The organism is Streptomyces yongxingensis, from assembly GCF_055597465.1.
On record NZ_CM145717.1, the window covers coordinates 8,104,946 to 8,129,795 of the forward strand.

25 protein-coding genes are annotated in these 24,850 nt (G+C 71.4%); 14 read left to right on the forward strand and 11 right to left on the reverse strand.

Annotation, left to right across the window (positions count from 1 at the left end; genetic code table 11):
* Window positions 1–40: 40 nt before the first annotated feature.
* From polA to ACZ6TD_RS34805, 7 genes are all read left to right on the forward strand, one after another.
* Entirely contained in the window at window positions 41–2,779 is a 2,739-nt protein-coding gene (gene polA, locus ACZ6TD_RS34775; RefSeq protein WP_471344526.1) for a DNA polymerase I, read from the forward strand.
* A gap of 113 nt (window positions 2,780–2,892) precedes the next feature.
* Window positions 2,893–4,659 (forward strand): lytic transglycosylase domain-containing protein, encoded by a 1,767-nt coding sequence (locus ACZ6TD_RS34780; RefSeq protein WP_471344527.1) that lies wholly within the window; start codon window positions 2,893–2,895, stop codon window positions 4,657–4,659.
* 171 nt (window positions 4,660–4,830) lie between these two features.
* Window positions 4,831–4,965, forward strand: coding sequence for an SPW_0924 family protein (locus ACZ6TD_RS34785; protein ID WP_198269355.1), 135 nt, complete (start codon window positions 4,831–4,833; stop codon window positions 4,963–4,965).
* A 16-nt stretch (window positions 4,966–4,981) separates the two neighbouring features.
* Complete coding sequence (gene pgfA, locus ACZ6TD_RS34790) at window positions 4,982–5,983, forward strand: cell envelope lipid trafficking protein PgfA (RefSeq protein WP_471344529.1); 1,002 nt, start codon at window positions 4,982–4,984, stop codon at window positions 5,981–5,983.
* 2 nt (window positions 5,984–5,985) lie between these two features.
* Window positions 5,986–6,606 carry a hypothetical protein gene (locus ACZ6TD_RS34795; RefSeq protein WP_471344530.1) on the forward strand — a complete coding sequence of 207 codons (621 nt, stop codon included), beginning with the start codon at window positions 5,986–5,988 and terminating at the stop codon, window positions 6,604–6,606.
* Window positions 6,607–6,752: 146 nt separating this feature from the next.
* On the forward strand, window positions 6,753–6,971 hold the full coding sequence (locus tag ACZ6TD_RS34800) for a hypothetical protein (RefSeq protein WP_020872172.1): 219 nt from the start codon (window positions 6,753–6,755) through the stop codon (window positions 6,969–6,971).
* A 23-nt stretch (window positions 6,972–6,994) separates the two neighbouring features.
* Window positions 6,995–7,345 (forward strand): hypothetical protein, encoded by a 351-nt coding sequence (locus ACZ6TD_RS34805; RefSeq protein WP_241787596.1) that lies wholly within the window; start codon window positions 6,995–6,997, stop codon window positions 7,343–7,345.
* Between the two features lie 139 nt (window positions 7,346–7,484).
* Here ACZ6TD_RS34805 and ACZ6TD_RS34810 read toward each other — a convergent pair whose 3' ends face one another.
* Entirely contained in the window at window positions 7,485–10,199 is a 2,715-nt protein-coding gene (locus ACZ6TD_RS34810) for an ATP-dependent RNA helicase (protein WP_471344532.1), read from the reverse strand.
* 20 nt (window positions 10,200–10,219) lie between these two features.
* Window positions 10,220–11,134, reverse strand: a complete 915-nt coding sequence (locus tag ACZ6TD_RS34815) for a class I SAM-dependent methyltransferase (RefSeq protein ID WP_471344534.1) — start codon at window positions 11,132–11,134, stop codon at window positions 10,220–10,222.
* 367 nt (window positions 11,135–11,501) lie between these two features.
* On the opposite strand from ACZ6TD_RS34815, the gene rpsA reads away from it, so the two are divergent.
* Complete coding sequence (gene rpsA, locus ACZ6TD_RS34820; protein ID WP_093702973.1) at window positions 11,502–13,004, forward strand: 30S ribosomal protein S1; 1,503 nt, start codon at window positions 11,502–11,504, stop codon at window positions 13,002–13,004.
* 62 nt (window positions 13,005–13,066) lie between these two features.
* Here the strand turns inward: rpsA and ACZ6TD_RS34825 are convergent, their stop codons facing one another.
* Window positions 13,067–13,528 (reverse strand): hypothetical protein, encoded by a 462-nt coding sequence (locus ACZ6TD_RS34825; protein ID WP_471344535.1) that lies wholly within the window; start codon window positions 13,526–13,528, stop codon window positions 13,067–13,069.
* 312 nt (window positions 13,529–13,840) lie between these two features.
* Between ACZ6TD_RS34825 and ACZ6TD_RS34830 the strand changes: the two genes are divergently transcribed.
* From ACZ6TD_RS34830 to ACZ6TD_RS34840, 3 genes are all read left to right on the forward strand, one after another.
* The gene (locus tag ACZ6TD_RS34830) at window positions 13,841–14,785 is read left to right on the forward strand and encodes a PAC2 family protein (RefSeq protein WP_191067809.1); all 945 of its coding nucleotides are present in this window, start codon (window positions 13,841–13,843) and stop codon (window positions 14,783–14,785) included.
* Window positions 14,786–14,823: 38 nt separating this feature from the next.
* Window positions 14,824–15,432 carry a dephospho-CoA kinase gene (coaE, locus tag ACZ6TD_RS34835; protein WP_471344537.1) on the forward strand — a complete coding sequence of 203 codons (609 nt, stop codon included), beginning with the start codon at window positions 14,824–14,826 and terminating at the stop codon, window positions 15,430–15,432.
* 221 nt (window positions 15,433–15,653) lie between these two features.
* Window positions 15,654–16,034, forward strand: a complete 381-nt coding sequence (locus ACZ6TD_RS34840) for a tetratricopeptide repeat protein (protein ID WP_471344538.1) — start codon at window positions 15,654–15,656, stop codon at window positions 16,032–16,034.
* An 85-nt stretch (window positions 16,035–16,119) separates the two neighbouring features.
* Here ACZ6TD_RS34840 and ACZ6TD_RS34845 read toward each other — a convergent pair whose 3' ends face one another.
* Both ACZ6TD_RS34845 and ACZ6TD_RS34850 read right to left on the reverse strand, forming a co-directional pair.
* On the reverse strand, window positions 16,120–16,326 hold the full coding sequence (locus ACZ6TD_RS34845; protein WP_201853434.1) for a hypothetical protein: 207 nt from the start codon (window positions 16,324–16,326) through the stop codon (window positions 16,120–16,122).
* A gap of 239 nt (window positions 16,327–16,565) precedes the next feature.
* Window positions 16,566–16,871, reverse strand: coding sequence for a DUF6343 family protein (locus ACZ6TD_RS34850; RefSeq protein WP_471344539.1), 306 nt, complete (start codon window positions 16,869–16,871; stop codon window positions 16,566–16,568).
* 144 nt (window positions 16,872–17,015) lie between these two features.
* Here ACZ6TD_RS34850 and ACZ6TD_RS34855 point away from each other — a divergent pair, with 144 nt between their 5' ends.
* Window positions 17,016–18,224, forward strand: coding sequence for an ADP-ribosylglycohydrolase family protein (locus ACZ6TD_RS34855; RefSeq protein WP_471344541.1), 1,209 nt, complete (start codon window positions 17,016–17,018; stop codon window positions 18,222–18,224).
* 14 nt (window positions 18,225–18,238) lie between these two features.
* On the opposite strand, the gene ACZ6TD_RS34860 is transcribed toward ACZ6TD_RS34855, so the two are convergent.
* Window positions 18,239–19,462, reverse strand: a complete 1,224-nt coding sequence (locus ACZ6TD_RS34860) for an FUSC family protein (RefSeq protein ID WP_471344542.1) — start codon at window positions 19,460–19,462, stop codon at window positions 18,239–18,241.
* Window positions 19,463–19,532: 70 nt separating this feature from the next.
* On the opposite strand from ACZ6TD_RS34860, the gene ACZ6TD_RS34865 reads away from it, so the two are divergent.
* Window positions 19,533–20,003: a type II toxin-antitoxin system PemK/MazF family toxin gene (locus ACZ6TD_RS34865; protein WP_471344543.1), complete on the forward strand. Its 471-nt coding sequence runs from the start codon at window positions 19,533–19,535 to the stop codon at window positions 20,001–20,003.
* A 61-nt stretch (window positions 20,004–20,064) separates the two neighbouring features.
* Here ACZ6TD_RS34865 and ACZ6TD_RS34870 read toward each other — a convergent pair whose 3' ends face one another.
* A complete protein-coding gene (locus ACZ6TD_RS34870; RefSeq protein ID WP_471344545.1) occupies window positions 20,065–20,607 on the reverse strand; it encodes a DUF1697 domain-containing protein in 543 nt (180 codons plus the stop codon).
* Window positions 20,608–20,681: 74 nt separating this feature from the next.
* On the opposite strand from ACZ6TD_RS34870, the gene ACZ6TD_RS34875 reads away from it, so the two are divergent.
* Window positions 20,682–21,329 (forward strand): nucleoside/nucleotide kinase family protein, encoded by a 648-nt coding sequence (locus tag ACZ6TD_RS34875; RefSeq protein WP_471344546.1) that lies wholly within the window; start codon window positions 20,682–20,684, stop codon window positions 21,327–21,329.
* A gap of 56 nt (window positions 21,330–21,385) precedes the next feature.
* Here the strand turns inward: ACZ6TD_RS34875 and ACZ6TD_RS34880 are convergent, their stop codons facing one another.
* The 4 genes from ACZ6TD_RS34880 to ACZ6TD_RS34895 form a co-directional block, all read right to left on the reverse strand.
* Complete coding sequence (locus ACZ6TD_RS34880; protein ID WP_471344548.1) at window positions 21,386–22,048, reverse strand: DUF4360 domain-containing protein; 663 nt, start codon at window positions 22,046–22,048, stop codon at window positions 21,386–21,388.
* 30 nt (window positions 22,049–22,078) lie between these two features.
* Window positions 22,079–22,732 (reverse strand): DUF4360 domain-containing protein, encoded by a 654-nt coding sequence (locus ACZ6TD_RS34885; RefSeq protein WP_471344550.1) that lies wholly within the window; start codon window positions 22,730–22,732, stop codon window positions 22,079–22,081.
* Window positions 22,733–23,074: 342 nt separating this feature from the next.
* On the reverse strand, window positions 23,075–23,740 hold the full coding sequence (locus ACZ6TD_RS34890; RefSeq protein WP_471358301.1) for a methylated-DNA--[protein]-cysteine S-methyltransferase: 666 nt from the start codon (window positions 23,738–23,740) through the stop codon (window positions 23,075–23,077).
* Between the two features lie 95 nt (window positions 23,741–23,835).
* Window positions 23,836–24,717, reverse strand: a complete 882-nt coding sequence (locus ACZ6TD_RS34895) for a glycerophosphodiester phosphodiesterase (RefSeq protein ID WP_471344552.1) — start codon at window positions 24,715–24,717, stop codon at window positions 23,836–23,838.
* Between the last annotated feature and the right edge of the window lie 133 nt (window positions 24,718–24,850).

The window sequence follows — 24,850 nt, forward strand, 5'->3', positions numbered from 1 at the left end:
GCGGGAGGCATTGTCGGTGGGGCGTGGCAGGATCGGGGGCGTGGCAGAGAAAGCATCGAAGAAGACCGCAGCGCCCGCGCCCGACCGCACGGGGGAGGACCGTCCCCGCCTGCTCCTGCTGGACGGGCATTCCCTGGCATACCGGGCGTTCTTCGCGCTGCCGGCGGAGAACTTCAACACGACCACCGGCCAGACCACCAACGCGATCTACGGCTTCACCTCGATGCTGGCGAACACGCTCCGTGATGAGCGGCCCACGCACCTCGCCGTGGCGTTCGACGTCTCGCGCAAGACCTGGCGCTCCGAGCAGTTCACGGAGTACAAGGCGAACCGCTCCAAGGCCCCCGATGAGTTCAAGGGCCAGGTCGAGCTGATCGGCGAGCTGCTCGACGCCATGAAGATCACGCGCTTCGCGGTGGAGGGCTTCGAGGCCGACGATGTGATCGCCACCCTCGCCACCCAGGCCGAGGAGCAGGGCTTCGACGTCCTGATCGTCACCGGCGACCGGGACTCCTTCCAGCTGGTCACCGACCACGTCACGGTGCTCTACCCCACCAAGGGCGTCTCCGAGCTGACCCGGTTCACCCCCGAGAAGGTGCAGGAGAAGTACGGCCTCACCCCGAGCCAGTACCCCGACTTCGCGGCCCTGCGCGGCGACCCGTCGGACAACCTCCCCGGTATCCCGGGCGTCGGCGAGAAGACCGCCGCGAAGTGGATCAATCAGTTCGGCTCCTTCAAGGAACTGGTCGAGCGGGTCGAGGAGGTCAAGGGGAAGGTCGGCGAGAAGCTCCGCGACCACCTGGAGTCCGTGAAGCTCAACCGCCAGCTCACCGAGCTGGTGCGGGACGTGGAGCTCACCACCGGTCCCGAGGGGCTCGAGCGCGCCCCGTACGACCGGGAGGCGCTCGGAGTGATCCTGGACGCGCTGGAGTTCCGCCACCAGAACTTCCGCGACCGGATCATGGCCGTCGACCCGGGCGCGGCGGCGGACGAGCCCGCGGCCACCGAGCCGGGTGTCGCGGTCGACGGAGTGGCGCTGGGCGCGGGCGAGCTCGCCCCCTGGCTGGAGAGCCACCGCGACGCCCCGCTGGGCCTGGCCACGGTCGACACCTGGGCGCTGGGCAGCGGCAGCGTCAGCGAGGTCGCGCTGGCCACCGGCTCCGGCCCCGCCGCCTTCTTCGACCCCTCGCAGCTGGACGAGGCCGACGAGCGGGCGTTCGCCGAGTGGATCGCGGACCCGGACCGCCCCAAGGTGCTGCACAACGCCAAGGGGATCATGCGGGTCTTCGCCGAGCACGGCTGGTCCGTCGCGGGCGTGCGCATGGACACCGCCCTCGCCGCCTATCTGGTCAAGCCCGGCCGCCGCTCCTTCGAGCTGGACGCCCTGTCGGTGGAGTACCTGGGCCGTGAGCTGTCCCCGGCGGCGGCCGCGGACAGCGGGCAGCTTGCCTTCGGTGCCGATGAAGAGGCCGAGCGGGACGCCCTGATGATCAAGGCGCGGACCATCCTGGACCTGGGCGAGGTCTTCGGCGGCCGGCTCAAGGACGTGGGCGCGGCCGGGCTGCTGCACGACATGGAGCTGCCCGTCTCCGAGCTGCTGGCCCGGATGGAGCGGTCGGGCATCGCCGCCGACCGCGGCTGGCTGGAGCGCATGGAGCAGCAGTTCGCGGCCGCCGTGCAGCACGCCGTGAAGGAGGCCCACGCCGCGGTGGGCCATGAGTTCAACCTCGGCTCGCCCAAGCAGCTCCAGGAGGTGCTCTTCGGTGAGCTGGGCCTGCCCAAGACCAAGAAGACCAAGACCGGGTACACCACGGACGCCGACGCGCTGGCCTGGCTGGCCGCGCAGACCGACCACGAGCTTCCGGTGATCATGCTGCGTCACCGTGAGCAGGCGCGGCTGCGCTCCACCGTCGAGGGCCTGATCAAGACCATCGCCCCCGGCGGCCGCATCCACACCACCTTCAACCAGACCGTGGCGGCCACCGGCCGGCTCTCCTCCACCGACCCCAATCTGCAGAACATCCCGGTGCGCACCGACGAGGGCCGGGCGATCCGGCGCGGCTTCGTCGTCGGCGACGGCTTCGAGTCGCTGATGACCGCGGACTACAGCCAGATCGAGCTGCGCGTCATGGCCCATCTCTCCGAGGACGAGGGCCTGATCGAGGCGTTCACCTCCGGTGAGGACCTGCACACCACGGTCGCCTCCCAGGTCTTCTCCGTCGACAAGCCGGCGGTCGACCCGGAGATGCGCCGCAAGATCAAGGCCATGTCCTACGGGCTGGCGTACGGCCTCTCGGCGTTCGGCCTCTCCCAGCAGTTGGGCATCACCCCCGACGAGGCCCGCAAGCTGATGGAGACCTTCTTCGAGCGGTTCGGCGGGGTGCGCGACTACCTCCAGCGGGTCGTCGAGGAGGCGCGGGCCACCGGCTATACGGAGACCATGCTCGGCCGCCGCCGCTATCTGCCGGACCTCACCAGCGACAACCGCCAGCGCCGCGAGATGGCCGAGCGGATGGCGCTCAACGCCCCGATCCAGGGCACCGCCGCCGACATCGTGAAGATCGCGATGCTCAAGGTGGACGCGGCGTTGACGAAGGAGAAACTCTCGTCGCGGATGCTGTTGCAGGTCCACGACGAAATCGTGCTGGAGATCGCGCCCGGTGAGCGGGAGCGGGTGGAGGAGCTGGTGCGCCGGGAGATGACGGGCGCCTTCCAGCTCAGCGCTCCGCTGGACGTATCGGTAGGCTCCGGTGCGGACTGGGAGTCCGCGGCTCACTGAGAGTTCGCCCGGTGGGGTGTTTGCACCGGTAGCTGCGGGCCCTAAGTTGTCGTAGTGTCACCAGAGTTGACGCGCCGGGGGAGCGCATCGTGTTCGACGGGAGGGACACACGGATGGCACCGCTTATCGGCCGACGACTGCGCAAGGGGGCGGCCACGACAGCGGTGGCGGCGGCCGCGATGGCCGCCCTCACCGCGTCCCAGGCGCCCGGATTCGCCAATTCCGACCATGGCGACCGGAACCAAGAGCAGCGGGCGGGGGAGGCACCGGCGCCGGACGACACCCCCATAGACGGTGGTTCCTCGTACCACACCGATCTGCCACCCCTGGTCACCCCCGACAAGCCGGGCTCCTCGATCGATCTGCCCGGGCTCCCCGGGGGCAGCAGCACCAAGCCCGAGGCGGGCATACCCGCGAGCGTCCTCGCCGCCTACAAGAAGGCGGAAGCGACCCTGAGGGAGTCCAACCCCGGCTGCAACCTGCCCTGGGAGCTGCTCGCCGCGATCGGCAAGGTCGAGTCCGGCCAGGCCCGCGGCGGCAATGTGGGCGCCGACGGCACCACCGTCTCGCCCATCCTCGGCCCGGTCCTCAACGGCGACGGCTTCGCCCTGATCAAGGACACCGACGGCGGTGCCTACGACGGCGACAGTACGCATGACCGGGCGGTCGGCCCCATGCAGTTCATCCCGTCCACCTGGGCCAGCTGGGGCCGGGACGGCAATGGTGACGGCGAGAAGGACCCCAACAACGTCTATGACGCCGCCCTCGCCGCGGGCAGCTACCTCTGCGCGGACGGCCGCGACCTGTCCGTCAAGGCCGACCTGGACCGCGCGATCCTCGGCTACAACCACTCGCGGGAATATCTGAACACCGTCCTGTCGTGGTTCGAGTACTACAAGCGCGGCACCCATGAGGTCCCCGACGGCACCGGTGTGATCCCCTCGGGGAACGGCCCCGGCTCGGGCGACAAGGGCAAGGACTCGGGCAGGAATCCGGGGAAGGACGGCGACAAGGGCAAGGACACCGGGAAGGGCGAGGACGACGGCCCCCGCACCCTGCCCAAGCCCGAGGACAAGCCCGACACCACCCCCCCGACCCCGCCGGCCGGTGGGAACGAGGGCACCCCCGGCACCGGGAGCCCGACCCCACAGCCCCCCACCACTCCGCCGTCCACTCCGAGCGGCACCAGCAAGCTCACCACCGTCGGCGCGAAGGAGCTGTCCACCACCGCGGGCACCCAGTTCGCCCAGTCGCCGCGCGTCAAGGCCGTGGACACCGCGGGCAAGCCGGTGGCCGGCGCCAAGGTGCGGTACGAGATCCTCGGTGACACCGACGCGCGCTTCCTCGGCCTGGTCAAGTCCGCCACCGTGCCGACCGCCGCCGATGGCACCGCCACCGCGCCGAAGCTGCTCGCGGGCGAGAAGACCGGCACCTTCACCGTGCGCGCCACCGCCGTGGGGCGGGAGGCCGCCCCGGTCGAGTTCACCGCCACCGTCAAGGCCCGGCCCGTGCCGCGGGCCGACGCGCTGGCCCGGATCGGCGACAAGAAGCTCACGGCCGAGACCGGCGCCTCGTTCGCCGACGCGCTCACCGTCAAGGCCACCAACAAGGGCAAGGCCACGGAGGGTGTGCCGGTGACGGCCACCATGATCACCTCGGCGAAGGACCCGATCCCCAACGACAAGGGGCCCTACTTCCTGGACGACAAGGACAAGCCGGTGCGCACCCTGGCCGCCCTGAAGACCGACGACCTCGGCCGGCTCACGCTGCCGAAGATCCTCACCGATGACCACACGGGCACCTTCCTGCTCCGCCTCACCGCCGAGGGCGGTGCCGTCCTGGACATCGAGCTGACGGTCACCCAGGCCCCCGCCTCGTAGCCAAGCGCCCCTCACACGGTTCACCGCACCGCCCCTGAGCCCCCACCGGGCCCAGGGGCGGTGTGACGCTTTCACGCCTTCGTGTTCTCATCTGCGCCCCCCGTTGCTACGGTGCCCCATCCCTGACGAAGCGTCAGGCAGCGCCTCGTACCGACCACGAGGAGGCCCCGTATGCGTGCCCTCGCCGCCGCCGCGATCGGACTCGCCGCCGCCCTCGCCATCGTTCTCACGGTGACGGCCATCGGCGCCCCCAGCGGTGAGACCTCCCCGGAGCCCCTGCTCACCACCGTCCCCAAGCACCCCTGAGGGAGGGACATCCGCCATGCGCCGCAGAGCAAGCCTGGTGCTGCTGGCCTTCGCCGTCTTCTTCGCCGCCCTCGCGCCGCTGCTGCGCTGGTACGCCTACCCCCGGCTGGCCAAGATCCCGCCCAGCGAGTACCAGACGGCGGTGATGGAGGCCAGTCCGGCCACCCTGCTCGACTACGGCACCATGAAGCCCCGCACCGTCCCCAAGGTCAGCATCGTGCAGACCCTGCGCGGCAATGTGCCCGCCGCGAAGAAGGTCGGGAAGGCGACCGGGCGCGATGTCGTCGTCTGGGACACCCTGTCGTATGTGGCCGGGCCGGACGGCAAGATGGTCTCCAAGATCCCCGAGCGCTATGTCTTCGACGCCCACACCCAGGACCCGGTGCACGCGGGCGGCGAACATGTCGACGGGGACGCGGTGCGCCGGGACGGCGTCGAGTACAAGTGGCCGTTCCTCACCGAGAAGCGCGACTACCGCTACTTCGACGCCCAGACCCGCACCTCCGCCCCCATCCACTACAAGGGCACCCGCACCTTCCGGGGCCTGGAGGTCTACTACTTCGAGCAGACCATCCCCTGGACCAAGGTGCCGCTGCCCAAGACCATGCCGGTCGACGGCGTCACCCCCGAGACCGTCCGCAAGGCCGGCACCTCGCGCTGGTACAGCACCAAGCGGATGTTCTGGGTCGAGCCCACCACGGGAGCCCCGGTCAATGGGCAGGAGATCCACAAGGAGGAGCTGCGCGGCGGCACGCTGCTGGGCGACCGCGACCGGGTGACCGTCTTCTCCGGCCATGTGAAGATGCGCGAGGACTACATCCGGCACACGGTGGACATGGTCAAGTCCCAGCGTCAGCTCGTCCTGATGCTCACGGCCTATCTGCCGTGGGGCTTCCTGATCCTGGGGCTGGCCCTGCTCGCGCTCGCGCTGCTGATGGAAGCGCGCGGGCGTGCGGCGCGCCCGCCGTCGGCCCCGGCGGCGCCGGCCGCGTTGTCAGTGGCGGGCCGTAGCGTATGACCATGCCAGTGAACAGCTGCGTCCCCGGCCCCGAACTCATCCGCCACATCGCCGACTTGGCGCGCCTGGAATGGACCCCGGGCGCCACGGCGGCCGCCGCGAAGCGCTTCGGCTGGGTGCCCGACGGCCCCCGCACGTCCTCCTACGCGACCAACACCGGGCACTATGTCCTCCCGGAGTGGTTCGGCGGACCCGACGACGCGGACACCGAATGCATGATCCCGTTCTGTTACTACTACGAACCGGACGACTTCGACGCGGAGTTGCAGGCCGACGGGCTCAGCGGCAATGTCGACTGGCTCGCCGAGTACCACTCCGGCGACCCCGACTGGGTCTTCGACCGCGAGGCCGGCCGCTCCGGCTTCGACGGCCGGTGGCGCGCCGCCGTGGACGCCTTCAGTGAGCGCCTGGGCGAGCCGGAGACCGTGGTGCGGGACGAGAAGGGCGACCACCCGTGGAACTACGCGGCATGGCGCTGCGGCGGCAATGCGGTGGTGGTCGGCCAGTGCGTCGACAACGGCTCGTACATGACCTTCGAGCAGGCGCTCATATGGGTGGGGCCGCACCCCGTGGACGAGCCGTTCCCGGCGGGGGAGCAGTTCGCCCTGAGGCTGGAGTGCTGAGCGGGGCGAGTGCTGAGCGGGTGCGAGCGCTGAGCGGGCTGGGGCGCTGAGCGGCGCGGACGTCGCGTCAACATCCGTCCCCGCGATTCGCTCGTGGTGGCCAAGCAGGTAGTGATCAGGGTGAGGGCGTGGCTAGCATGCCGCCCATGCCTGGCATCACGATTGAGTTCACCGAGCAGGAGCTGGCCGAGCTGCGTGCCGAGGCGAGGGAGAAGGGCGTCGCGATCAAGCGGCTGGCGCACGACATACTGACCGAGGACGTGGTGCGGCGGCGTCAGAAGCAGCGCTTCGTCGAGGGCGCCGTGAAGTTCGCCCTGGCGTACAAGGCCGAGTTCGAGCGGGAGTTCCCGCACGGCATGCGGTGATCCTGTACGTCGATGCCGGTTGGGTGCTGAACGTCCAGGTCGAGGTCTCCCCGGTGAACACCCCGGTCCGGGACTGGGGTGCGCTGCACTGCATGACCGAGCGCCACCGCTACGAGCGGTTCGCGGGCGAGCCCTACTACGAGGAGGCCGCCGCCCGCGCCGCGACCTTTCTGCACACCTCACTGATCCTCGAGCCGTTCTCCGACTACAACGCCACGATCGGCGCGGCCTGCGCGCAGATGTACATGGAGGAGTCCGGAGAGCCGATCGCGCCCCCGCCGGGCGCCATGGTCAAGCTGGTCCGCGACATACGGGAGATCAGCGGCTTCCGCCTCGGCGAGACGGCCCGCCGATTGCGCGCCTGGGCCGACTGACACCCGACGGACACGCTGCGCGGCTCACCGCGTCCCGGGTTTCCTCTTGCGTCCCGTCGTCCCACCGCGCCCGCGTGGCGCACCGTGCCCCGCTACGCGCTGAGCCGCAGCGGTCGTGCGGCTCTCTCGGCCGCATCGCTCAGCGGCGGGTGTTGGTGCGGCGGGTTGGCTCGGCTGTGGTGGGGTCCTCGGGCCAGGGGTGCTTGGGGTATCGGCCGCGCAGTTCGGCGCGGACCGAGCGGTAGCCGTCCTTCCAGAAGGACCCCAGATCGGCGGTGACCGCGGCCGGACGTCCCGCCGGGGACAGCAGGTGTACCAGCAGCGGCACCCGGCCGCCCGCGATCCGGGGTGCCTCCTGCCAGCCGAACAGCTCCTGCAGCTTCACCGCCAGCACGGGCCGGTCCGCGCCGTAGTCCACCCGCACCCGCGAGCCGCTCGGCACCTCGATCCGCTCCGGCGCCAGCTCCTCGAACCGCGCCGCCTCGCCGGTGGCCCACGGCATCAGCCGGGCCAGCGCCTGTCCGGCGTCCACCCGCCCCAGATCGGCGCGTCCGCGGGCCCGCGCCAGTTCCGTCCCGAGCCAGTCGTCGGCGCGGTCCAGCAGCGCCTCGTCGGAGACGTCCGGCCAGGCCCCGCCCAGCTCGCGGTGGAGGAACGCCATCCGCTGCCGGACCGCCGTGGCCTGCGCCGACCAGCGCAGCAGTCCCGTGCCCTCGCGGCGCAGCCCCTCCAGCAGTGCCCGCCGCACCAGTTCCGGATCGGGGTCGGCCAGCGGCCTGGACACCAGCTCGATCGCGCCGAGCCGGGCCACCCGCCGCGCCAGGACGTCCCCGTCGGCCCAGCGCACCTCCTCGCCCTCCGAGGCCAGCGCCGCGGCCGCCGTCCGGGCGGTGTCCTCGTCGGTCACCGCCGCGAGCCGCACCCGCGCCGACGCGGAGGCCACCGGACGGTCCGCGACGGCCACCGCGAGCCAGGGCGCCCCGCCCAGCCGCGAGCCGTCGCCCAGTTCCGCGCCCGTCCCGGCGGCCATGAGGTACGCCCGCTCGCCGCGCCGCCGAGCCACCCGCTCCGGGAACGCCAGCGCGGCCATCAGCCCCGCCACGGCATCGTCGCCGTGCGGACCGCGACCGCCGTGTGCCGGGCCGCCACCGCCATGTGCCGGGCCGCCGCCACTGCTGTGCGCCGGACCATCACCGCCGCGCGGATCGCCGCCGTGCCCCGGACCGTCTCCGCCGCGGGCCGGGCCGCCGTCGCCCAGCGCCGGACCATCTTCGCCCCGGGCCCTGCCCGGTCGTGCGCTTGCCTCGGCGGTCAGGGCGTGTTCGAGCCGACGGGCCTCCTGGCGCCAGCGGGTGGCGTAGGGGTCGCCGCCGTGGCGGGCGGTGCGCCAGGCGGCGGCGAGGTCGTCGCCGTACTCCCTCGGGGGCTCCTCGCTCAGCAGGGCCACCACCTCGGCCGCCCGGCGCGCGCCGACCTCCTTCGCGCCGTCGATGAGCGCCCGCGCGAGGCGGGGGTGGAGGCCGAGGCGGGCCATCCGGGTGCCGCGTTCGGTGGCCCGTCCGGCGGCGTCCACGGCGCCGATCGCGGTGAGCGTCTCGCGCGCGGCCGCCATCGCCCCGGCGGGCGGCGGATCGAGCAGGGCCAGCCCAGAGGCGTTCGGATCGCCCCAGCACGCCGTCTGGAGCGCGAAGGCCGTAAGGTCCGCACCCGCGATCTCCGGGGACGGGAAACGCGGCAGCCGGGCGTCCTCCGCCTCCGGCCAGCAGCGGTAGACCACCCCGGGCGCCTCACGCCCCGCACGGCCCGCGCGCTGCCGGGCGGCGGCCTGTGACGCCCTTACGGTCGTCAGCGCGCTCAGCCCGCGTGCGTGGTCCATCCGGGGCTCACGCGCCAGCCCGCAGTCCACGACGATCCGCACGCCCGGCACGGTCAGGCTCGACTCGGCGACCGAGGTGGCCAGTACCACCCGCCGCCGCCCGCCGTCCGCGCCCGCGAGCACCGCCTCCTGGACGGCGGCGGGCGCCCGCCCGTGCACCTGGAGGACCTCCGCGTCAGTGAGCCCGCCCAGCTTCCCGGCCACCCGGGCGATCTCCCCGACTCCCGGCAGGAAGCACAGCACGTCGCCCTCCCGCTCGCGCAGCGCCCGCCGCACCACGGCCGCGACATGGTCCAGCAGGGCGGGGTCCACCCGCATCCCGTGTGGTGGCCTTACGGGGCGCTCGGGCGGCGCCCACACCACTTCCACCGGATGGGAGACCCCCGGCGCCGAGACGACCGGCGCGGGCTCCCCAGGGCCGTCCCCGCCATCGCCGAGCAGCCGCGCCCAGCCCTCCGCGTCCGTGGTCGCCGAGGCGGCGATCAGCCGGAGGTTCGGGCGCAGGGCGGCCCGGACGTCCAGCAGGAAGGCGGCGGCCGTGTCCGCGTCCAGATGGCGCTCATGGCATTCGTCGAGCACGACCACATCGACGCCGGCCAGCTCCTGATCGCGTTGCAGACGCTGCAACAGCACCCCGGTGGTGACCACCTCGACCACGGTCCCGGGCCCCGCCTGCCGCTCCCCGCGCACGGTGAAGCCGACCCTGCCGCCCGGCCGCTCGCCCAGCAGCCACGCCATCCGCCGCGCGGCGGCCCGCGCCGCGATCCGCCGCGGCTCGGCCACCAGGACCCGCCGCACCGGCCCGCCGCCCACCAGCCCGGCGAGCACCAGCGGCACCAGCGTCGTCTTACCGGTCCCCGGGGGCGCGCACAGCACGGCGACCCCGCGGTCGTCGAGCGCGCGCAGCAACTCGGGCACGGCGTCGCGTACGGGAAGGCGGTCCAGGGCCTCGGCGCGCGCGTCCGCGGGAACGGTCATCCCCTCCGCCCCGATCCCGCTCAGTCCCGCTCGCACACGAAGATCGCCGTGCCCGGGATGAGGTTCCCCCGCAGGGGGGACCAGCCGCCCCACTCCTGGTGGTTCCACTCGGGCCACTCCGGTTCGATCAGGTCGACCAGCCGGAAGCCCCCGGCCACCACGTCCCGCACCCGGTCGCCCAGCGTCCGGTGGTGCTCCACATAGACGGCCCGGCCCGACCCGTCCTGCTCCACATAGGGCGTGCGGTCGAAGTAGGAGGCGGCGATGGACAGCCCCTCGGGCCCCGGTTCGTCGGGGAACGCCCAGCGGATCGGATGCGTCACCGAGAAGACCCACCGCCCGCCCGGCCGCAGCACCCGGCGCACCTCGCGCATCACCCGCACCGGCTCGGCCACGAACGGCACCGCCCCGTACGCCGAGCACGCAAGGTCGAACGAGCCGTCCCGGAAGGGCAGGGCCGTGGCGTCGGCCTGCACCAGCGCGACCCCGGCCGCGTCACCTGCCCGAGCCGCGGGGGCGCCAGAGGTCGCTGAGGCCCCAGAGACCGCTGAGGCCCCAGAGACCGCCGCCTCCGCGTCGATCCGCCGCGCGTGCCGCAGTTGCCGGTGGGAGAGGTCCAGCGCCACCGGCCGCGCGCCCTGGGCGGCCAGCCAGCGGGCGCACTGCGCGGCGCCCGCGCCCACCTCCAGCACATCGCGCCCCTTGAGCGCCTCCACCGGGCCCAGCAGCCCGGCCTCCGCCTCGTCCAGCCCCTCGGGGCCCCATACGAACCGGTCGTCGCCCAGGAAGGCGCCGTGTTCCTCCTGGTACTCGTCCGCGTTGCGGTCCCACCACCCCCGGTTGGCCCGGCTGCTCTCCGCCGTGTCGGCGATGCGGCGGGTGGCCGTCGGTTCGGCGGCCTCCCCAGGGGTGCTGGGCTCGTGTTCTTGGACCATCGCGCGCGTCGTCGTACTCTCTGTTTCGACCTGTGGCTGCGGGGCACGGTGAGAACCGCGTCGCAGTACGGACCATGCAATTTGCCGGGTTCGGGGCGTTAATCCCCACGTGCGCTCTTCGTGCATTGACCATGCCCGGCTGCCCCCGTATGCTACAAGTTGCGCTGCGGGCCTGTGCGCCTCGGACGGAGCAGGCCGCGCTCGCATCTGTTGTATGTCCCCTCGGTTGTCGAGGCGCTCGCGCTTTTCGATCCCTGTAATCGGAAAGATTCGGCGTCTCCAAGGCTGTCCGGCTTCGGCAGTGCGATAAGGGCCCCCGGCGTAGCAGTACCTACGACTTCATGTCCGTACCGGAGCCCTTTTCCACATGACGAGCAGCACCGAGGCAACCCGCACCACCCCGCAGGTGGCGGTAAACGACATCGGTTCCGAGGAAGCCTTCCTCGCCGCGATCGACGAGACGATCAAGTACTTCAACGACGGCGACATCGTCGACGGCGTCATCGTGAAGGTCGACCGGGACGAGGTCCTGCTCGACATTGGTTACAAGACCGAAGGCGTCATCCCCTCTCGCGAACTGTCGATCAAGCACGACGTCGACCCCAATGAGGTCGTGGCGGTCGGCGACGAGATCGAGGCCCTCGTCCTCCAGAAGGAGGACAAGGAAGGCCGACTGATCCTCTCGAAGAAGCGCGCCCAGTACGAGCGCGCCTGGGGCACCATCGAGAAGATCAAGGAAGAGGACGGGATCGTCACCGGCACCGTCATCGAGGTCGTCAAGGGTGGTCTCATCCTCGACATCGGCCTCCGTGGCTTCCTCCCCGCCTCCCTGGTGGAGATGCGCCGAGTCCGCGACCTGCAGCCCTACGTGGGCAAGGAGCTCGAGGCGAAGATCATCGAGCTCGACAAGAACCGCAACAACGTGGTCCTGTCCCGCCGCGCCTGGCTGGAGCAGACCCAGAGCGAGGTCCGCCAGACCTTCCTCACCACCCTCCAGAAGGGCCAGGTGCGCTCCGGCGTCGTCTCCTCCATCGTCAACTTCGGTGCGTTCGTGGACCTGGGCGGCGTCGACGGTCTCGTCCACGTCTCGGAGCTGTCCTGGAAGCACATCGACCACCCGTCCGAGGTCGTCGAGGTCGGCCAGGAGGTCACGGTCGAGGTCCTGGACGTCGACATGGACCGCGAGCGCGTCTCCCTGTCGCTCAAGGCGACGCAGGAGGACCCGTGGCAGCAGTTCGCCCGGACCCACCAGATCGGCCAGGTCGTCCCGGGTAAGGTCACCAAGCTCGTGCCGTTCGGTGCGTTCGTCCGCGTGGACGAGGGCATCGAGGGTCTGGTCCACATCTCCGAGCTGGCCGAGCGCCACGTGGAGATCCCGGAGCAGGTCGTCCAGGTCAACGACGAGATCTTCGTCAAGGTCATCGACATCGACCTCGAGCGCCGCCGCATCAGCCTCTCGCTGAAGCAGGCCAACGAGTCCTTCGGTGCCGACCCGTCCGCGGTCGAGTTCGACCCGACCCTGTACGGCATGGCCGCGTCCTACGACGACCAGGGCAACTACATCTACCCCGAGGGCTTCGACCCCGAGGCCAACGACTGGCTCGAGGGCTACGAGAAGCAGCGCGAGGAGTGGGAGCGCCAGTACGCCGAGGCGCAGCAGCGCTTCGAGCAGCACCAGGCGCAGGTCATCAAGTCCCGCGAGGCCGACGAGCAGGCCGCTGCCGAGGCGGGCAGCGCCGCCCCGGCGCCGGGCGGGCAGGCGGCCGGTGGCGGTTCGTACTCCTCGGAGTCGGCCGACAACTCCGGCGCCCTGGCCTCGGACGAGGCGCTGGCCGCGCTTCGCGAGAAGCTGGCCGGCGGCCAGAGCTGACCAGCCGCCGCTAGTCGGCACCAGCTGAGCAGGTAAGGCCCGCTCCCCCTGGGGAGCGGGCCTTACGCATGCCCATGGCGCCGCACACTGACCGAAACGGAGTCCACGGTCACGCCGCGGGCGCCGTCGATCCTGATGCCCTCCTTGCCGCCGCGGACCGTGATCCCCCTGACGGTCCAGTACGAGGCGCCGTTCAGCCGCAGCCCATAGCCGCAGCTCGCGGTGAGGACCGCCTTCGAGGAGCCGGTGAGGGTGATCCGCGAGCCGGAGGTGCCGGAGGCGGTGATCTGGAAACTGCCGTGATACCTGCCGTCGGCGAGCCGGATCGTATCGCCGGGCCGGGCCCCGGCGAGGGCCTCCCTGAGCCCGTCCGTGTCATCGACGGAGATCGGGGTGGCGGGGGCGGCGGGGGCCTCCCGCCCGGTCATGCCCGCCGCCATCAGCCCGCCGGTGGCGATCAGTCCGGCGGCGATGGCGGTGAGGAGGGTGCGTAATCGGGTGGGAGTGCGGCCGGGGGAGTGCATAGGAGGCTGCCTTCCTGTGCCGTGGTCAGAGGTGAACACGCTGGGTTCTGGTCAGTGAACGCCGGATGACATGATGAACCGCTGACGGCTGGCGAAGATAGGCGCGCCACATATGCGCGTCAACCCCGCGACGTGCGCCGACGTCGAGATCGGGCCGCTCCCGTTCGCCCCGGTGGGCCGTTGGGAACGTCGCCCAAGTGGTCCCCTCGGAGACGGGGTTCAGAGCCGCTCGGCCATCGAAGATTCCGCCCGGGGAATGCCCCCGCCCCCGTTCGGTGTTCTTCGGTGCGAACACGAGGAGGAGCGGTCACAGTGCATGATCCGCAGGAGTTGTACGCATGGGAACCGAGCGGGCTGGCGGAGGTCGACGCGATAGCCTCGCGGGACTCGGCCGGGCTGGTGCTGCTGTACCACTTCGACGGCTATATCGACGCCGGCGAGACCGGGGACCAGATCGTGGAGCGGCTGCTCGACGGCCTGCCGCGCAAGGTGGTGGCGCGTTTCGACCATGACCGGCTGGTCGACTACCGGGCCCGGCGCCCGCTGCTCACCTTCCAGCGCGACCGGTGGACCGCGTACGAGACGCCGAAGATTGAGCTGCATCTGGTGCGCGACGCGACCGCGGCCCCGTTCCTGCTGCTCACCGGCCCGGAGCCGGATGTGGAGTGGGAGCGGTTCGCGGCGGCCGTGGGCCAGATGGTCGAGCGGCTGGGCGTCAGGCTCGCGGTGAACTTCCACGGCATCCCGATGGGCGTGCCGCACACCCGGCCGGTCGGCATCACCCCGCATGGCAATCGCACCGACCTGATGCCCGGTCACCGGGGCTACTTCGACGAGGCCCAAGTGCCCGGCAGCGCCGAATCCCTGATCGAGTACCGGCTCGCCGAGGCGGGCCGCGATGTGCTCGGCGTGGCCGCGCATGTGCCGCACTATCTGGCCCGGTCGGCCTATCCGGACGCGGCGCTCACCGCGCTGGAGGCCATCACCGCGGCCACGGGTCTGGTGCTGCCGGGGCCGACGCACGCCCTGCGCAACGAGGCCCTCAGGACGCAGGAGGAGATCGAGCGGCAGATCTCGGAGGGCGACGAGGAGCTGGTCGCGCTCGTACGGGGCCTCGAGCACCAGTACGACGCGGTGGCCGGGGCCGAGAGCCGCGGCAACCTGGTCGCGGAGCCGGCCGAGCTGCCCTCGGCGGATGAACTGGGCGCGGAGTTCGAACGGTTCCTCGCCGAGCGCGAGGGCGACGGCGGAGCCTGACCGATGACCCCACCGGCGCGCCGTATAGCGTGGGCCCCATGCTGAACCTGGGGCTCACGGGCGGAATCGGCGCGGGCAAGAGCGAGGTCTCACGGATCCTGACCTCATTGGGAGCGGTGCTGATCGACTCGGATCGGATCGCTCGTGAGGTGGTCGAGCCGGGCACGCCGGGACTGACCGCCGTCGTCGCCGAGTTCGGCCCCGAGGTGCTGACCGCCGACGGCCGTCTGGACCGGCCCGGGCTCGGCGGGATCGTCTTCAACGACCCGGAGCGGCTGAGCGCGCTGAACGCGATCATCCACCCGCTGGTCCGGGACCGCTCCGCCGAACTCCAGGCGGCGGCCGCGCCGGACGCCGTGGTCGTCCACGACGTCCCCCTCCTGGCCGAGAACAAGCTGGCGCCGCTCTACGACCTGGTCATGGTCGTGGACGCCACGCCCGAGACCCAGCTCGACCGGCTGGTGCGGCTGCGCGGCATGGCCGAGGACGAGGCGCGGGCCCGGATGGCGGCACAGGCCACCCGCGCGGAACGGCTGGCCATCGCCGATGTCGTGATCGACAACAATGGCCCGATCGAGGCGCTGGAGCCGCAGGTCAGAAAGGTCTGGGCGGATCTGGTGCAGCGGGCGGCCACCGCGGAGGGCTGAGCGGGGGCGCGGTGCGCGCGGAGCGTTGCGGGGCTGAGCCGGGCGGGGCGCGCCGAGCCGGGGCGCGGTGCGGAGCGTGCGGGGGCCCGTGGCGGGGAATGCGGCGTGCGGAGTGATTGTTGTGCACCCCGTAGCGAACGATCATCCGTGACGGTTCATCCCATCCCCTCACTCCATCCACCGCCTCACCACCGAGTACGTACGCGGGGAAGGAAACGGCTGTGCCCGAGCCCACGCCCGAGACCCACGTCATCGACTTCCGCGCCGCGGAGCAGCTGCTCGCCGCCCGAGATCCACGGGGCGCCGTGAAGCTGCTCGACTCGGTCATCAGCGCCCATCCCGAGAACACGGCGGCCCGGCTGCTCCGGGCGCGCGCGTTCTTCGGCGCGGCCCAGCTGCGCTCGGCGGAGCTGGAGTTCCAGCTCGTCCTGGAGCGCGAGCCGGACAACGCCTTCGCCCACTTCGCCCTGGCCCGCACCCTGGAGCGGGCCAACCGCTCGGCCGAGGCCACCCGCCACTTCCGGCTGGCCGCGGCGCTCGATCCGCGCCCGGACTTCGTCGAGGCGGCCCGGTTCGGCGAAAAGGGCGGCCTGGACGGATAGGCGGGGCGCGGGCTGAGCCGCGGCGCTCACCGGGGCCCGCGTGCCGCCGTACGCGCCGGTGCGCGGCGGGCGCCCGTGTCCCCGGTCAGCGCCAGAGGGCGAAGCCGCCGAGGACCACCGCGCCCAGCAGCACCACCCCGCCGAGCCCGAGCGCCACTCCGCGCTGACGGGCGATGTCGTACGGGTCGGCCTCCGGTCCCCGCCGGGCCTCCCGCCGCCCGTACGGCTCTCCGGTCCCGGAGAGCATCAGCCCGAGCGCACAGAGCGCGATGCCGATCGCCAGCACCCCCATGACGGCCCCCTGTCGCGGCAGGTACTCAGCAGGTACTGGGCAGTATCCCCCGGAACGTGGTGCTCCCCGCCGTCGATATCCCGTCACCGCCGGAGCGGCCTGCCCGCCTTACGGCGTCCACGAGCTTCAGGACGGCGACGCCCTTACGGAGCCCACGCTTCAGCGGCCTTACGGAGCCCACGCTTCAGCGGCGCCGCCCTTACGGAGCCCGCCGCCGCCCTTACAGAGCCCGGGGCCCCTTATGGAGCCCGCCGCCGACCGCGGCTCCGCCTGTCCTCGGCGACCGGTGCGTACGGCGGCACATCCCGGCCCGGCTGATAGTGCGGCCCCTGCCGGATGTGCCGGATGACCAGGACGAGGTCGATCAGCGTGACGACGGCGAGCGCCCCGCACGCCGCCGCCCACCCCGGCCGGCCCGCGACCGCGAAGGCCACCGCACCGCCGAGCGTCCAGAGCAGCCCCCACGCGGCCAGCCCCAGCCGCATCCGCAGCGGACTGCGCGCGTGCACCGGTTCATCACCCGTTCGGATCAGCCGCATCGGCATGGCACCGCATCTCCCGTTTTCGGCTGTTTCCTTCCGCTTTCCGCCCTCTCGAATCTACCGCCGGAGGACGCCCACCGACACCTGAGATCATGTCGTGTACATCCACACGAGACGGCATGGGACCAGGACGATGAGGAGCTGCCAGTGATCCGCCAGTCATGGGACGAAACGGCCGCCAAGCGGGCCCGCATCCGCGGCTGCCTGCTGGGCGGTGCGATCGGCGACGCCCTCGGCAATCCCATCGAGTTCCTCTCCCTGCGGTCGATCCGCGAGACCCACGGCCCCGCGGGCGTGACCACCCTCGTCCCGGACGGCAGCGGAGTCGTGGGCCGCGTCACCGATGACACCCAGATGACACTCTTCACGGCCGAGGGCCTGATACGAGCCCACGCCAGAACCTCGTCCAAGGGGCTCGAGGCGTCCGAGACCGCCGTCGTCCGCCATGCCTATCTGCGCTGGCTGGACACCCAGAACCACCCCGGGCCGCCGCCCGCCGAGGGCACCGGGGACCTGGTCCGCTCCGGCTGGCTGCGCACCCAGCCCTGGCTGTACGCCCGCCGCGCCCCCGGCAACGCCTGCCTCTCCGGCCTCACCGCGAAGCACGTCCCCGCCCCGCGTGCCCCCCTCGACGGCACCCCCGGCCCGGTGAACACCGGCTCCAAGGGCTGCGGCACCGTGATGCGCTCGGCGCCGTTCGGCCTCACCGGGCTCGACCCCCGCGACTGCTTCGAACTCGCCGCCCGCTGCGCCCAGATCACCCATGGCCATCCGACGGGCTACTACGCGGCCGGCGCCCTGGCCGCCATGATCGCCTGCCTGCTCGACGGCGAGTCCCTCGAAGGCGCGACCCTGCGCACCCTGGAACTCCTCGCCCGCTACCCCGGTCACGAGGAGACCACCGCCGCCCTCCGTAAGGCGGTCGACCTGGCGGCCGAGGGCGATCCGACGCCCGAGAAGACCGAGTCGCTCGGCGGCGGCTGGGTCGCCGAGGAGGCGCTGGCCATCGCGGTCTACAGCGCCCTGGCCCGCACCCCCGCCCAGCAGATCCTGTACGGCCCCGGCGGCAAGATCAGCTACGACCCGGCGCCCCCGCGCACCCCCGTCCAGGCGGCCTTGCTGCTCTCCGTCAACCACTCGGGCGACAGCGATTCGACCGGCTCGATCTGCGGCAACATCCTCGGCGCCCACCACGGCGACCTCCGCCTCCCGCCGTCCTGGCTGTCCCTGACCGAGGGCCGCGGCACGATCGCCGAACTCGCCGACGACTTCGCCTCCGAGTTCCACCGCTCGGTGGAGCTGTACGAGCCCTACGACGACGTGGTCTTCCCTCGCGACCGCTACCCGCTCAGCTGACCGCCCCGGGGGACTCAGACCGCTCCGGAGCCGTCCGTACGGCCGCGCCGGAGCGGGCGCCGGAGCTTGTGGAGGAAGGGGAAGCGCTCGCGCTTCTCGCGGGTGCTGCGGTCGAGCTCTTCCATGAGCCGCTTGGAGCGCTGCTCCATGTCGAGTTCGTCGAGGACACGGTCGATCTCCGCGAGCAGCGCACCGTGCAGCTGCCATTGGCGGGGGTGCTCCTGGACGCGGCGCAGCAGGAGGTCGGCGCCGCGGTCGCGGCTGGCGTGGGCCTTGACGAGCTCGCTGGAGAGGCGGGACTCGGCCTCTTCGGCGTTGGCGCTGACCTGGGTGGTGACCAGGACGGCGAAGCTCTCGACGGCGGCGGCGAGATGGGTGAAGAGGTCCTTCAGGGCATCCGCCACGTCCGGGGGGAAGAGGGGCTCGTCCGTCCGCGCCCTGGCGAGGTCGGTCAGGGTGCGGGACATGACGCGCAGGATGACGGTGCAGATCTCCAGCGTGTCCAGGCCGGTGCGGAGCACCACGCGGTAGAGGAGGCCCTCCTTGACGCGGGGGTTGAGCCGCACGCTGTCCTCCGCCTGCCGGAGGGCGGCGTCGACCTGGGAGATGTCGTGGTCGAGGCGGCGGGCCTCGTAGAGCCGGGCGGCGGCGCGGTCGACGGCGATGTGACTGCCGAGCTCCTCGCCGATGTGCAGCAGCAGCTGACGCATCCGGCGGGCCAGGTCCTCGATGGACTTGCCGGCCGTCTCGACCCACACCGGAGGCGCGAGGAAGAAGTTGAAGGCCATCCCCACACCGGCGCCGATGAGGGTCTCCAGCACCCGGTCCCAGGCGTAGGTGGTCACCTGCGCCACGCCCAGGACCAGCATGGCGCTGATCGCCACCTCCTGGACCCAGTCGCCCACGCGTGTGAGATAACCGGCGGTCTGGGCGGCGAGGATGATCAGGCACAGACTCCACCAGGTCAACCCCACCAGCACGCTGAAGGCGACGGCGATCAGGACGCCCACGACCACGGCCTCGACCCTGCGCAGGCTTCTGGTGAGGGTCGCGTACAGGGTGACCTGGACGACGAGGAGGGCCGTCAGCGGCGCGGTGAGCGGGGCGGGTTCCTTGCTGAGCTCGAGGGCGACGACGTAGGCGATGGTCGCGGCCGCCGTGGAGCGCACTGTCTGAACGACGACCGGGTCATGGCGTCGTTTGACGAGCTCCGCCAGTGGGTCGAGAACATCGGGCACGTACATGCCCCTTCCACGCCGAGGGGGCCGCCATGTCATCGGGTTTCGCGGACGGGTTAACGTGTCGGGCGTGATCAGCCCATTCAACGGAACGCACGGGACGGGGGACGGCGCGGCGCTTCCCGGAAGCACCGGCCCGGCCGCCACCGTCGAGGCTCATCCGCGCCAGGTCGGGCGGGTACGGACGAGTTACGCACCCGATCCGGACGGCGACCCGGACCCCGGCGAGATCGTCTGGACATGGGTGCCGTACGAGGAGAACGACGGCCGCGGCAAGGACCGCCCGGTGCTGGTGGTCGCGCGGGAGCGGGCCGGAACGCTGCTCGCCGTGCAGCTGTCGAGCAAGCGGCACGACGGCGACCGCGAGTGGGTCTCGATCGGCTCCGGGCCGTGGGACCGGGCCGGGCGGGAGTCATGGGTCGATCTTGACCGGGTGCTGCGGGTGCACCCGGACGGGATGCGGCGCGAGGCGTGCGCGCTCGACCGGCCGCGCTTCGACCTGGTCGTGATGCGGCTGCGGCAGCGGTACGGCTGGAGCTGAGCGCGGCTCGGCGTGTCTCCGGTTGATGCGGCGTGTCTCCGGCTGATGCCGAGGAAACGTCTCAGCCGTCGGCCAGCGCGAGCAGCTTGGTGACCGTGTTCCAGTTGCGGGCGGTGGCCGGCACCCCGAGCCGGGCGTTGGTGACCTTCGCCGCCAGCTTGGAGCGGCCGACCCCGTCCGGGCAGTGCAGGAAGATCTCGCGGCCGATGAGGCGGAACGCCTCAGGGGCGTAGGCGGCCGGATCCAGCGCGTCCAGCGCGGCCGTGTCCGCGGGCACGGCCGCCAGGAAGACCACATGCAGGGTCCTGGGCTCGGCCGCGGCCTCCGGATACGGGTTGGCCTCGATCGCCGCGGCCAGCTCGTCGCGCGTACGGACCGTGACGTCCACGGGGAAGCCGAGACCGGCGGCGAAGTGGTCCTCGAGCGTGCGGGCCGTTCGCTCGGGCGGGGTGCCGGGGTCGGCGAAGACGATATTGCCGGTCTGGAGGTGGACGGTGACGTCCTCGAAGCCCAGCTCGGCCATCAGCTCACGCTGCCGGGCGATGGGGAACTTCCTGTTCCCGCCCACATTGATGCCGCGGAGCAGCGCTATCTGAGATGCCATGGCCGGAGAGTACCTCTCCCGGAGTCCCCGGGCCCTGGAGCCCACAGCCCCCGGGCCCACGGCATGATGGGGGCGTGCGGCTCGAAGCGATCACCTGGGAACGGCTGACCGACGCGACCGCCGACCGCATCGCCGGGCTGACGGCGGCGGACGGCAGCCCCTGGCTGAGAGTGGCCGTCGACGGCGCTCCGGCGGCACCCACCGGCGAGCTGGCGCGGGATCTGGCGGATGCGCTGCGCGTCCGGGGGCGTCCGGCCCTGGTGGTCGCGGCGGCGGGGTTCTGGCGGCCCGCCTCGCTGCGCTACGAGTACGGGAAGCGGGATCCCGACGCGTACTACGACCGCTGGCTGGACACCGGCGCCCTGTGGCGCGAGGTCTTCGATCCGCTGGAACCGGGGCCGGGCGGCACCGGGCGGGTGCTGCCCGACCTGTGGGATCCGGAGACCGACCGGGCCACGCGCAGCCCGTATGCCGAGCTTCCGCCGGGCGGGGTGCTGTTGCTGCACGGCGCGCTGCTGCTGGGACACTGGTTCCCGTTCGACCTCTCGGTGCATCTGCGGCTGTCCCCGTCCGCCCTCGCCCGCCGCACCGACGAGGGCGACCGCTGGACCCTGCCCGCCTTCGCGCGCTACGAGGACGAGGTGGGGCCCGGTGAGGCGGCGGATGTGGTGGTGCGGACGGACGACCCCCGGCATCCGGCCTGGCACCGCCCGGAGTCGTAGCCGGGTACGTTTCGAGGCGGTGCGCAGGTGGTCAGGTCCGGGTTGGTGCGCGGGGGTCACTTCTTGGTCGGCGGGCATTCCTTCCAGGCGAAGTGATAGGTGGTGCTCACATCGCCGTCCGTCGAGTCCATGGCGATGAAGCTGGTCGTTTCCTGGGTGTTGGACGTTCCGGCGTTGACCCGCAGCTCGGTGTTGATGTTGAAGTTGCGGAGTTCACCGCACGGCGACCACACCACGGTGGCGATATCGGATACGTCGGTGGCCTGCCAGTTGTCGTCGTAGGCGCCGGTGTAGTTATGCGTGTTCGACGAGGTCTGCGACTGCCCCTGGAAGTAGTACGAGGCTTTCTGAGTGGCCGACGCGCCCTTTTCCAGATGGGCGAACCCACGGTAGTCGACACTGGCGATGGCGTAGGAGAAGCCCTGTGGCACATGCGTGACCAGACTCAGCTGACAGTTCTTTCTGAAGTCCGTCGGCTTGGCTCCCTTGCCCACCTGCGCGAGATACTCGCTGTAGGTCACGGTGAAGGCCGTGTTGTCCGGGGAGACGGCGATCGCGGCGGTGCCCGCCGGGCAGCCCGACCCATTGACGGTCGCGACCGTGATCACGATCTTGTCCGGCGGCACGGTGTCGAACGGGGGTTGCGCATATGCCTGGGAAGTGAGCGTCGAGGCGAATAACGCCGCGACCACGCCGCCTGCGTACAGAACACCGGGCATGATTCTCCATTCGATGGTGGATTTACCGGGCTACCGGACGGCGGAAGGGCATTCCTTCCAGGCGAGGTGGTAAACCGTGTTGACCCCGCCGTCCGTCGAGTCCATGGCCATGAAGCTGGTGGTGCCCGCAGGAGAGGTGCCGGCGCTGACCCGCAGCTCGGTGTTGACGTTGAAGTTGCGGTCCTGGCCGCAGGGGGCCCACACCAGGGCGCTGTAGTCGGTGCTGTCGGTGGTCTGCCAGTTGTCGTTGTACGGACCGCTGAAGTCATGGGTCCGCGACGCGGTGTCCGCCGAGCCCTGGAAGTAGTAGCTCGCCTTCTCGGTGCCCTTGGCGCCCTTTTCGAGGTAGCCATAGCCCCGGTAGTCGACCTGGGCGATGGCGTAGGTGAACCCCTGCGGCACATGCACGCCCAGGCTGAGCTGGCAGTTCTTCCGGATGTCGGTCGGGTCCGCGCCGGGGCCGACCTGGGCGAGATAGTCGCTGTAGGTCACGGTGAACGCCGAGTTGTCGGCGGCGACGGCCACGGCGGTGGTGCCCTTGGGGCAGCCAGAGCCGTTCACCGTCTTGACGCTTATCTGGATCTTTTCCGGCGGTCCATCAGGGGCCGAGGAAACACCCTGGGTGGAAAGGGCCGAGGCGAATAGCGCCGCGACCGCGCCGCCCGCGAGCAGAACACCGGACATGGCTCTCCAATTCGATCACTTGTGGGGACGTAGTTGAGCGATGAATTTCCGAGGAGCGGGAAGAGCGAGGAAGAGCGACGAAGAGCGGGGGGGTGCGGACGTGCGGGAAGTACCGGCAGAGCGGGTGGCACGCGCGATCGGTGGAGCGGGAAGTGCCGAAGAGCGGAAGAGCGTTATCGCGCGGTACGGTTCGTACGGCCGAACGCAAAGAGAGCCCCATGCCCGGCTGGTGACAGAAAGCCAGGGCGATGGGCGCTCTTAAGATAAGGGTGACGGACAAGCACCACAAGACGGCCGCGGAATTCCGGAACAAGATATTTCCGTCCGGCCGGGAAGAACGATTCAGAAGAGCGGTTGCGGAAGAACGCCTTCCAGTGCCAGCAGGGTGCGCTTGGTCTCCAGCCCGCCGCCGAAACCGCCGATGCCCCCGCCGCTCTCCACCACTCGGTGGCACGGCACCACGACCGGCAGTGGATTGCTCCCCATGGCCACGCCGACGGCGCGGGCCGCGCCCGGCTCACCCACCCGGTCGGCGAGGTTCTGATAGCCGACAACCGTGCCATAGGGCACATGCGCGGCCAGTTCGCGCAGCACCCGGCGGTTGAAGCCGGTGATCAGGGACCAGTCCAGGGAGAGGGTGAACGCCTTGGTGTCCCCGGCGAAATAGCTCTCCATCTGCCGTATCGCCTCGGCGAGATGCCCGGCGCAGCGAGGCGCGGACGGGGCGGCCGCGGTGGCGGGAGCCGCGGGCGGCACGGCGGTGGGCTCGGCGCCGAGGCGGCGCGTGAGCCTGGCGACGGCCTCGGCGGCCGGCTTCTCCTCCGCGTGGAAGACCACCTGGACCAGGCCCTCGTCGGTGGCCGCGAGCAGCAGCGGGCCGATGGGCGTGGCCAGGACCGCCCAGGCCCAGGCGCGCGCGTCCGGCCCCTCCGGGCGCTCCCGCCGCTCCCGCCGCTCCCGCGGGTCCGGCTGCTCCCGCCGCTCCGGCTGTGTCTGCCGCTCTGCGATCGTCACGCCTTCAGCGTAGAACCCCCCACCGACAGCGCCCCCCGACAGCGCCCCGCCGGTCGGTCGGCGGGGCGCCTCGTCAGGGGAGCCGTGGCTCATGAGGCGTCGTCGAGGGCGTCCCGGATCACATCGGGCTTGTTGGTGATGATGCCGTTCACGCCCATGCCCGCGACCGAGACCGCCGTCGGGCCGTCGTTGACGGTCCAGGTGTAGACCTCCAGCGGCTTGCCGTGCGCCCCGTCCACCGACCGCACCGCGGACACATAGCCGGCGTCGATGGTGGTGTAGCTGGGGTTGATCTGGTCGGAGAATTCGGCGTACTCCGGCAGATCGGCGACGGCCGGAGTGCCCAGGAAGCCGGTCTTGACGTCCGGGCGCAGCCGGTGGACCGTCCGCACGGAGTCGGCGCTGAAGCTCTGGACGATCAGCCGGCGCTTGTGCCGGTGGTCCAGCCAGCCCTCTCTGCGCAGCTCCCGCAGCGTCTGGCGCTCGATCCCCGGATAGAGCTCAGGGGCCTTGAGCTCCAGCAGGAGCTTTTGGTGGTTGTCCGAAACCCGGTCCATGTACTCCTCCAGGGTGGGCACCGCCTCGCCCTGGAACTCGGGGCCGAACCAGCTTCCGGCGTCCAGCTTCTCGATCTCGTCGAGGGTGAAGTCGGAGATCTTCCAGGGCGCGCGGTCCGGGAAGACCTGCTCGACGTCGGTGGTCCGGCTCAGCGTGGTGTCGTGCATGACGATCAGCTCGCCGTCCTTGGTGCGCTGGACGTCGTTCTCCACCCAGTCGATGCCCAGGTCGTCGGCGGCGTCGACGGCGGCCAGGGTGTTCTCGGGGGCGTACGCGGAGGCACCGCGATGGGCCACGGTGACCGTGTGGTGGTGCGTCGTCCGGCCGGTGGCCTGGGCCGTGGCCGTGGGGAGGAAGAGCGCGGACATCCCGATGAGCGCGCCGGTTAACGCGGCGGCCGGGCGGATCTGCATACGGACTCCTCGCGTCGTCTGATTCTCGTCCGACTCATGGACGGGCAGAGGGTCCCAGACGCGCGGTAGCGGAGGATAGATATCGGATGGACGGAAAATTCGTGTCACGGGCGACATCGCGCGCATGATCATC

Coding starts and splice junctions, on each gene's coding strand:
- ACZ6TD_RS34780 (WP_471344527.1), top strand. CDS start 2,893: ATGGCACCGCTTATCGGCCGACGACTGCGCAAGGGGGCGGCCACGACA.
- ACZ6TD_RS34785 (WP_198269355.1), top strand. CDS start 4,831: ATGCGTGCCCTCGCCGCCGCCGCGATCGGACTCGCCGCCGCCCTCGCC.
- pgfA (WP_471344529.1), top strand. CDS start 4,982: ATGCGCCGCAGAGCAAGCCTGGTGCTGCTGGCCTTCGCCGTCTTCTTC.
- ACZ6TD_RS34795 (WP_471344530.1), top strand. CDS start 5,986: ATGCCAGTGAACAGCTGCGTCCCCGGCCCCGAACTCATCCGCCACATC.
- ACZ6TD_RS34800 (WP_020872172.1), top strand. CDS start 6,753: ATGCCTGGCATCACGATTGAGTTCACCGAGCAGGAGCTGGCCGAGCTG.
- ACZ6TD_RS34810 (WP_471344532.1), bottom strand. CDS start 10,199: ATGACCGTTCCCGCGGACGCGCGCGCCGAGGCCCTGGACCGCCTTCCC.
- ACZ6TD_RS34815 (WP_471344534.1), bottom strand. CDS start 11,134: ATGGTCCAAGAACACGAGCCCAGCACCCCTGGGGAGGCCGCCGAACCG.
- rpsA (WP_093702973.1), top strand. CDS start 11,502: ATGACGAGCAGCACCGAGGCAACCCGCACCACCCCGCAGGTGGCGGTA.
- ACZ6TD_RS34825 (WP_471344535.1), bottom strand. CDS start 13,528: ATGCACTCCCCCGGCCGCACTCCCACCCGATTACGCACCCTCCTCACC.
- coaE (WP_471344537.1), top strand. CDS start 14,824: ATGCTGAACCTGGGGCTCACGGGCGGAATCGGCGCGGGCAAGAGCGAG.
- ACZ6TD_RS34845 (WP_201853434.1), bottom strand. CDS start 16,326: ATGGGGGTGCTGGCGATCGGCATCGCGCTCTGTGCGCTCGGGCTGATG.
- ACZ6TD_RS34850 (WP_471344539.1), bottom strand. CDS start 16,871: ATGCCGATGCGGCTGATCCGAACGGGTGATGAACCGGTGCACGCGCGC.
- ACZ6TD_RS34870 (WP_471344545.1), bottom strand. CDS start 20,607: ATGGCATCTCAGATAGCGCTGCTCCGCGGCATCAATGTGGGCGGGAAC.
- ACZ6TD_RS34880 (WP_471344548.1), bottom strand. CDS start 22,048: ATGCCCGGTGTTCTGTACGCAGGCGGCGTGGTCGCGGCGTTATTCGCC.
- ACZ6TD_RS34885 (WP_471344550.1), bottom strand. CDS start 22,732: ATGTCCGGTGTTCTGCTCGCGGGCGGCGCGGTCGCGGCGCTATTCGCC.
- ACZ6TD_RS34895 (WP_471344552.1), bottom strand. CDS start 24,717: ATGCAGATCCGCCCGGCCGCCGCGTTAACCGGCGCGCTCATCGGGATG.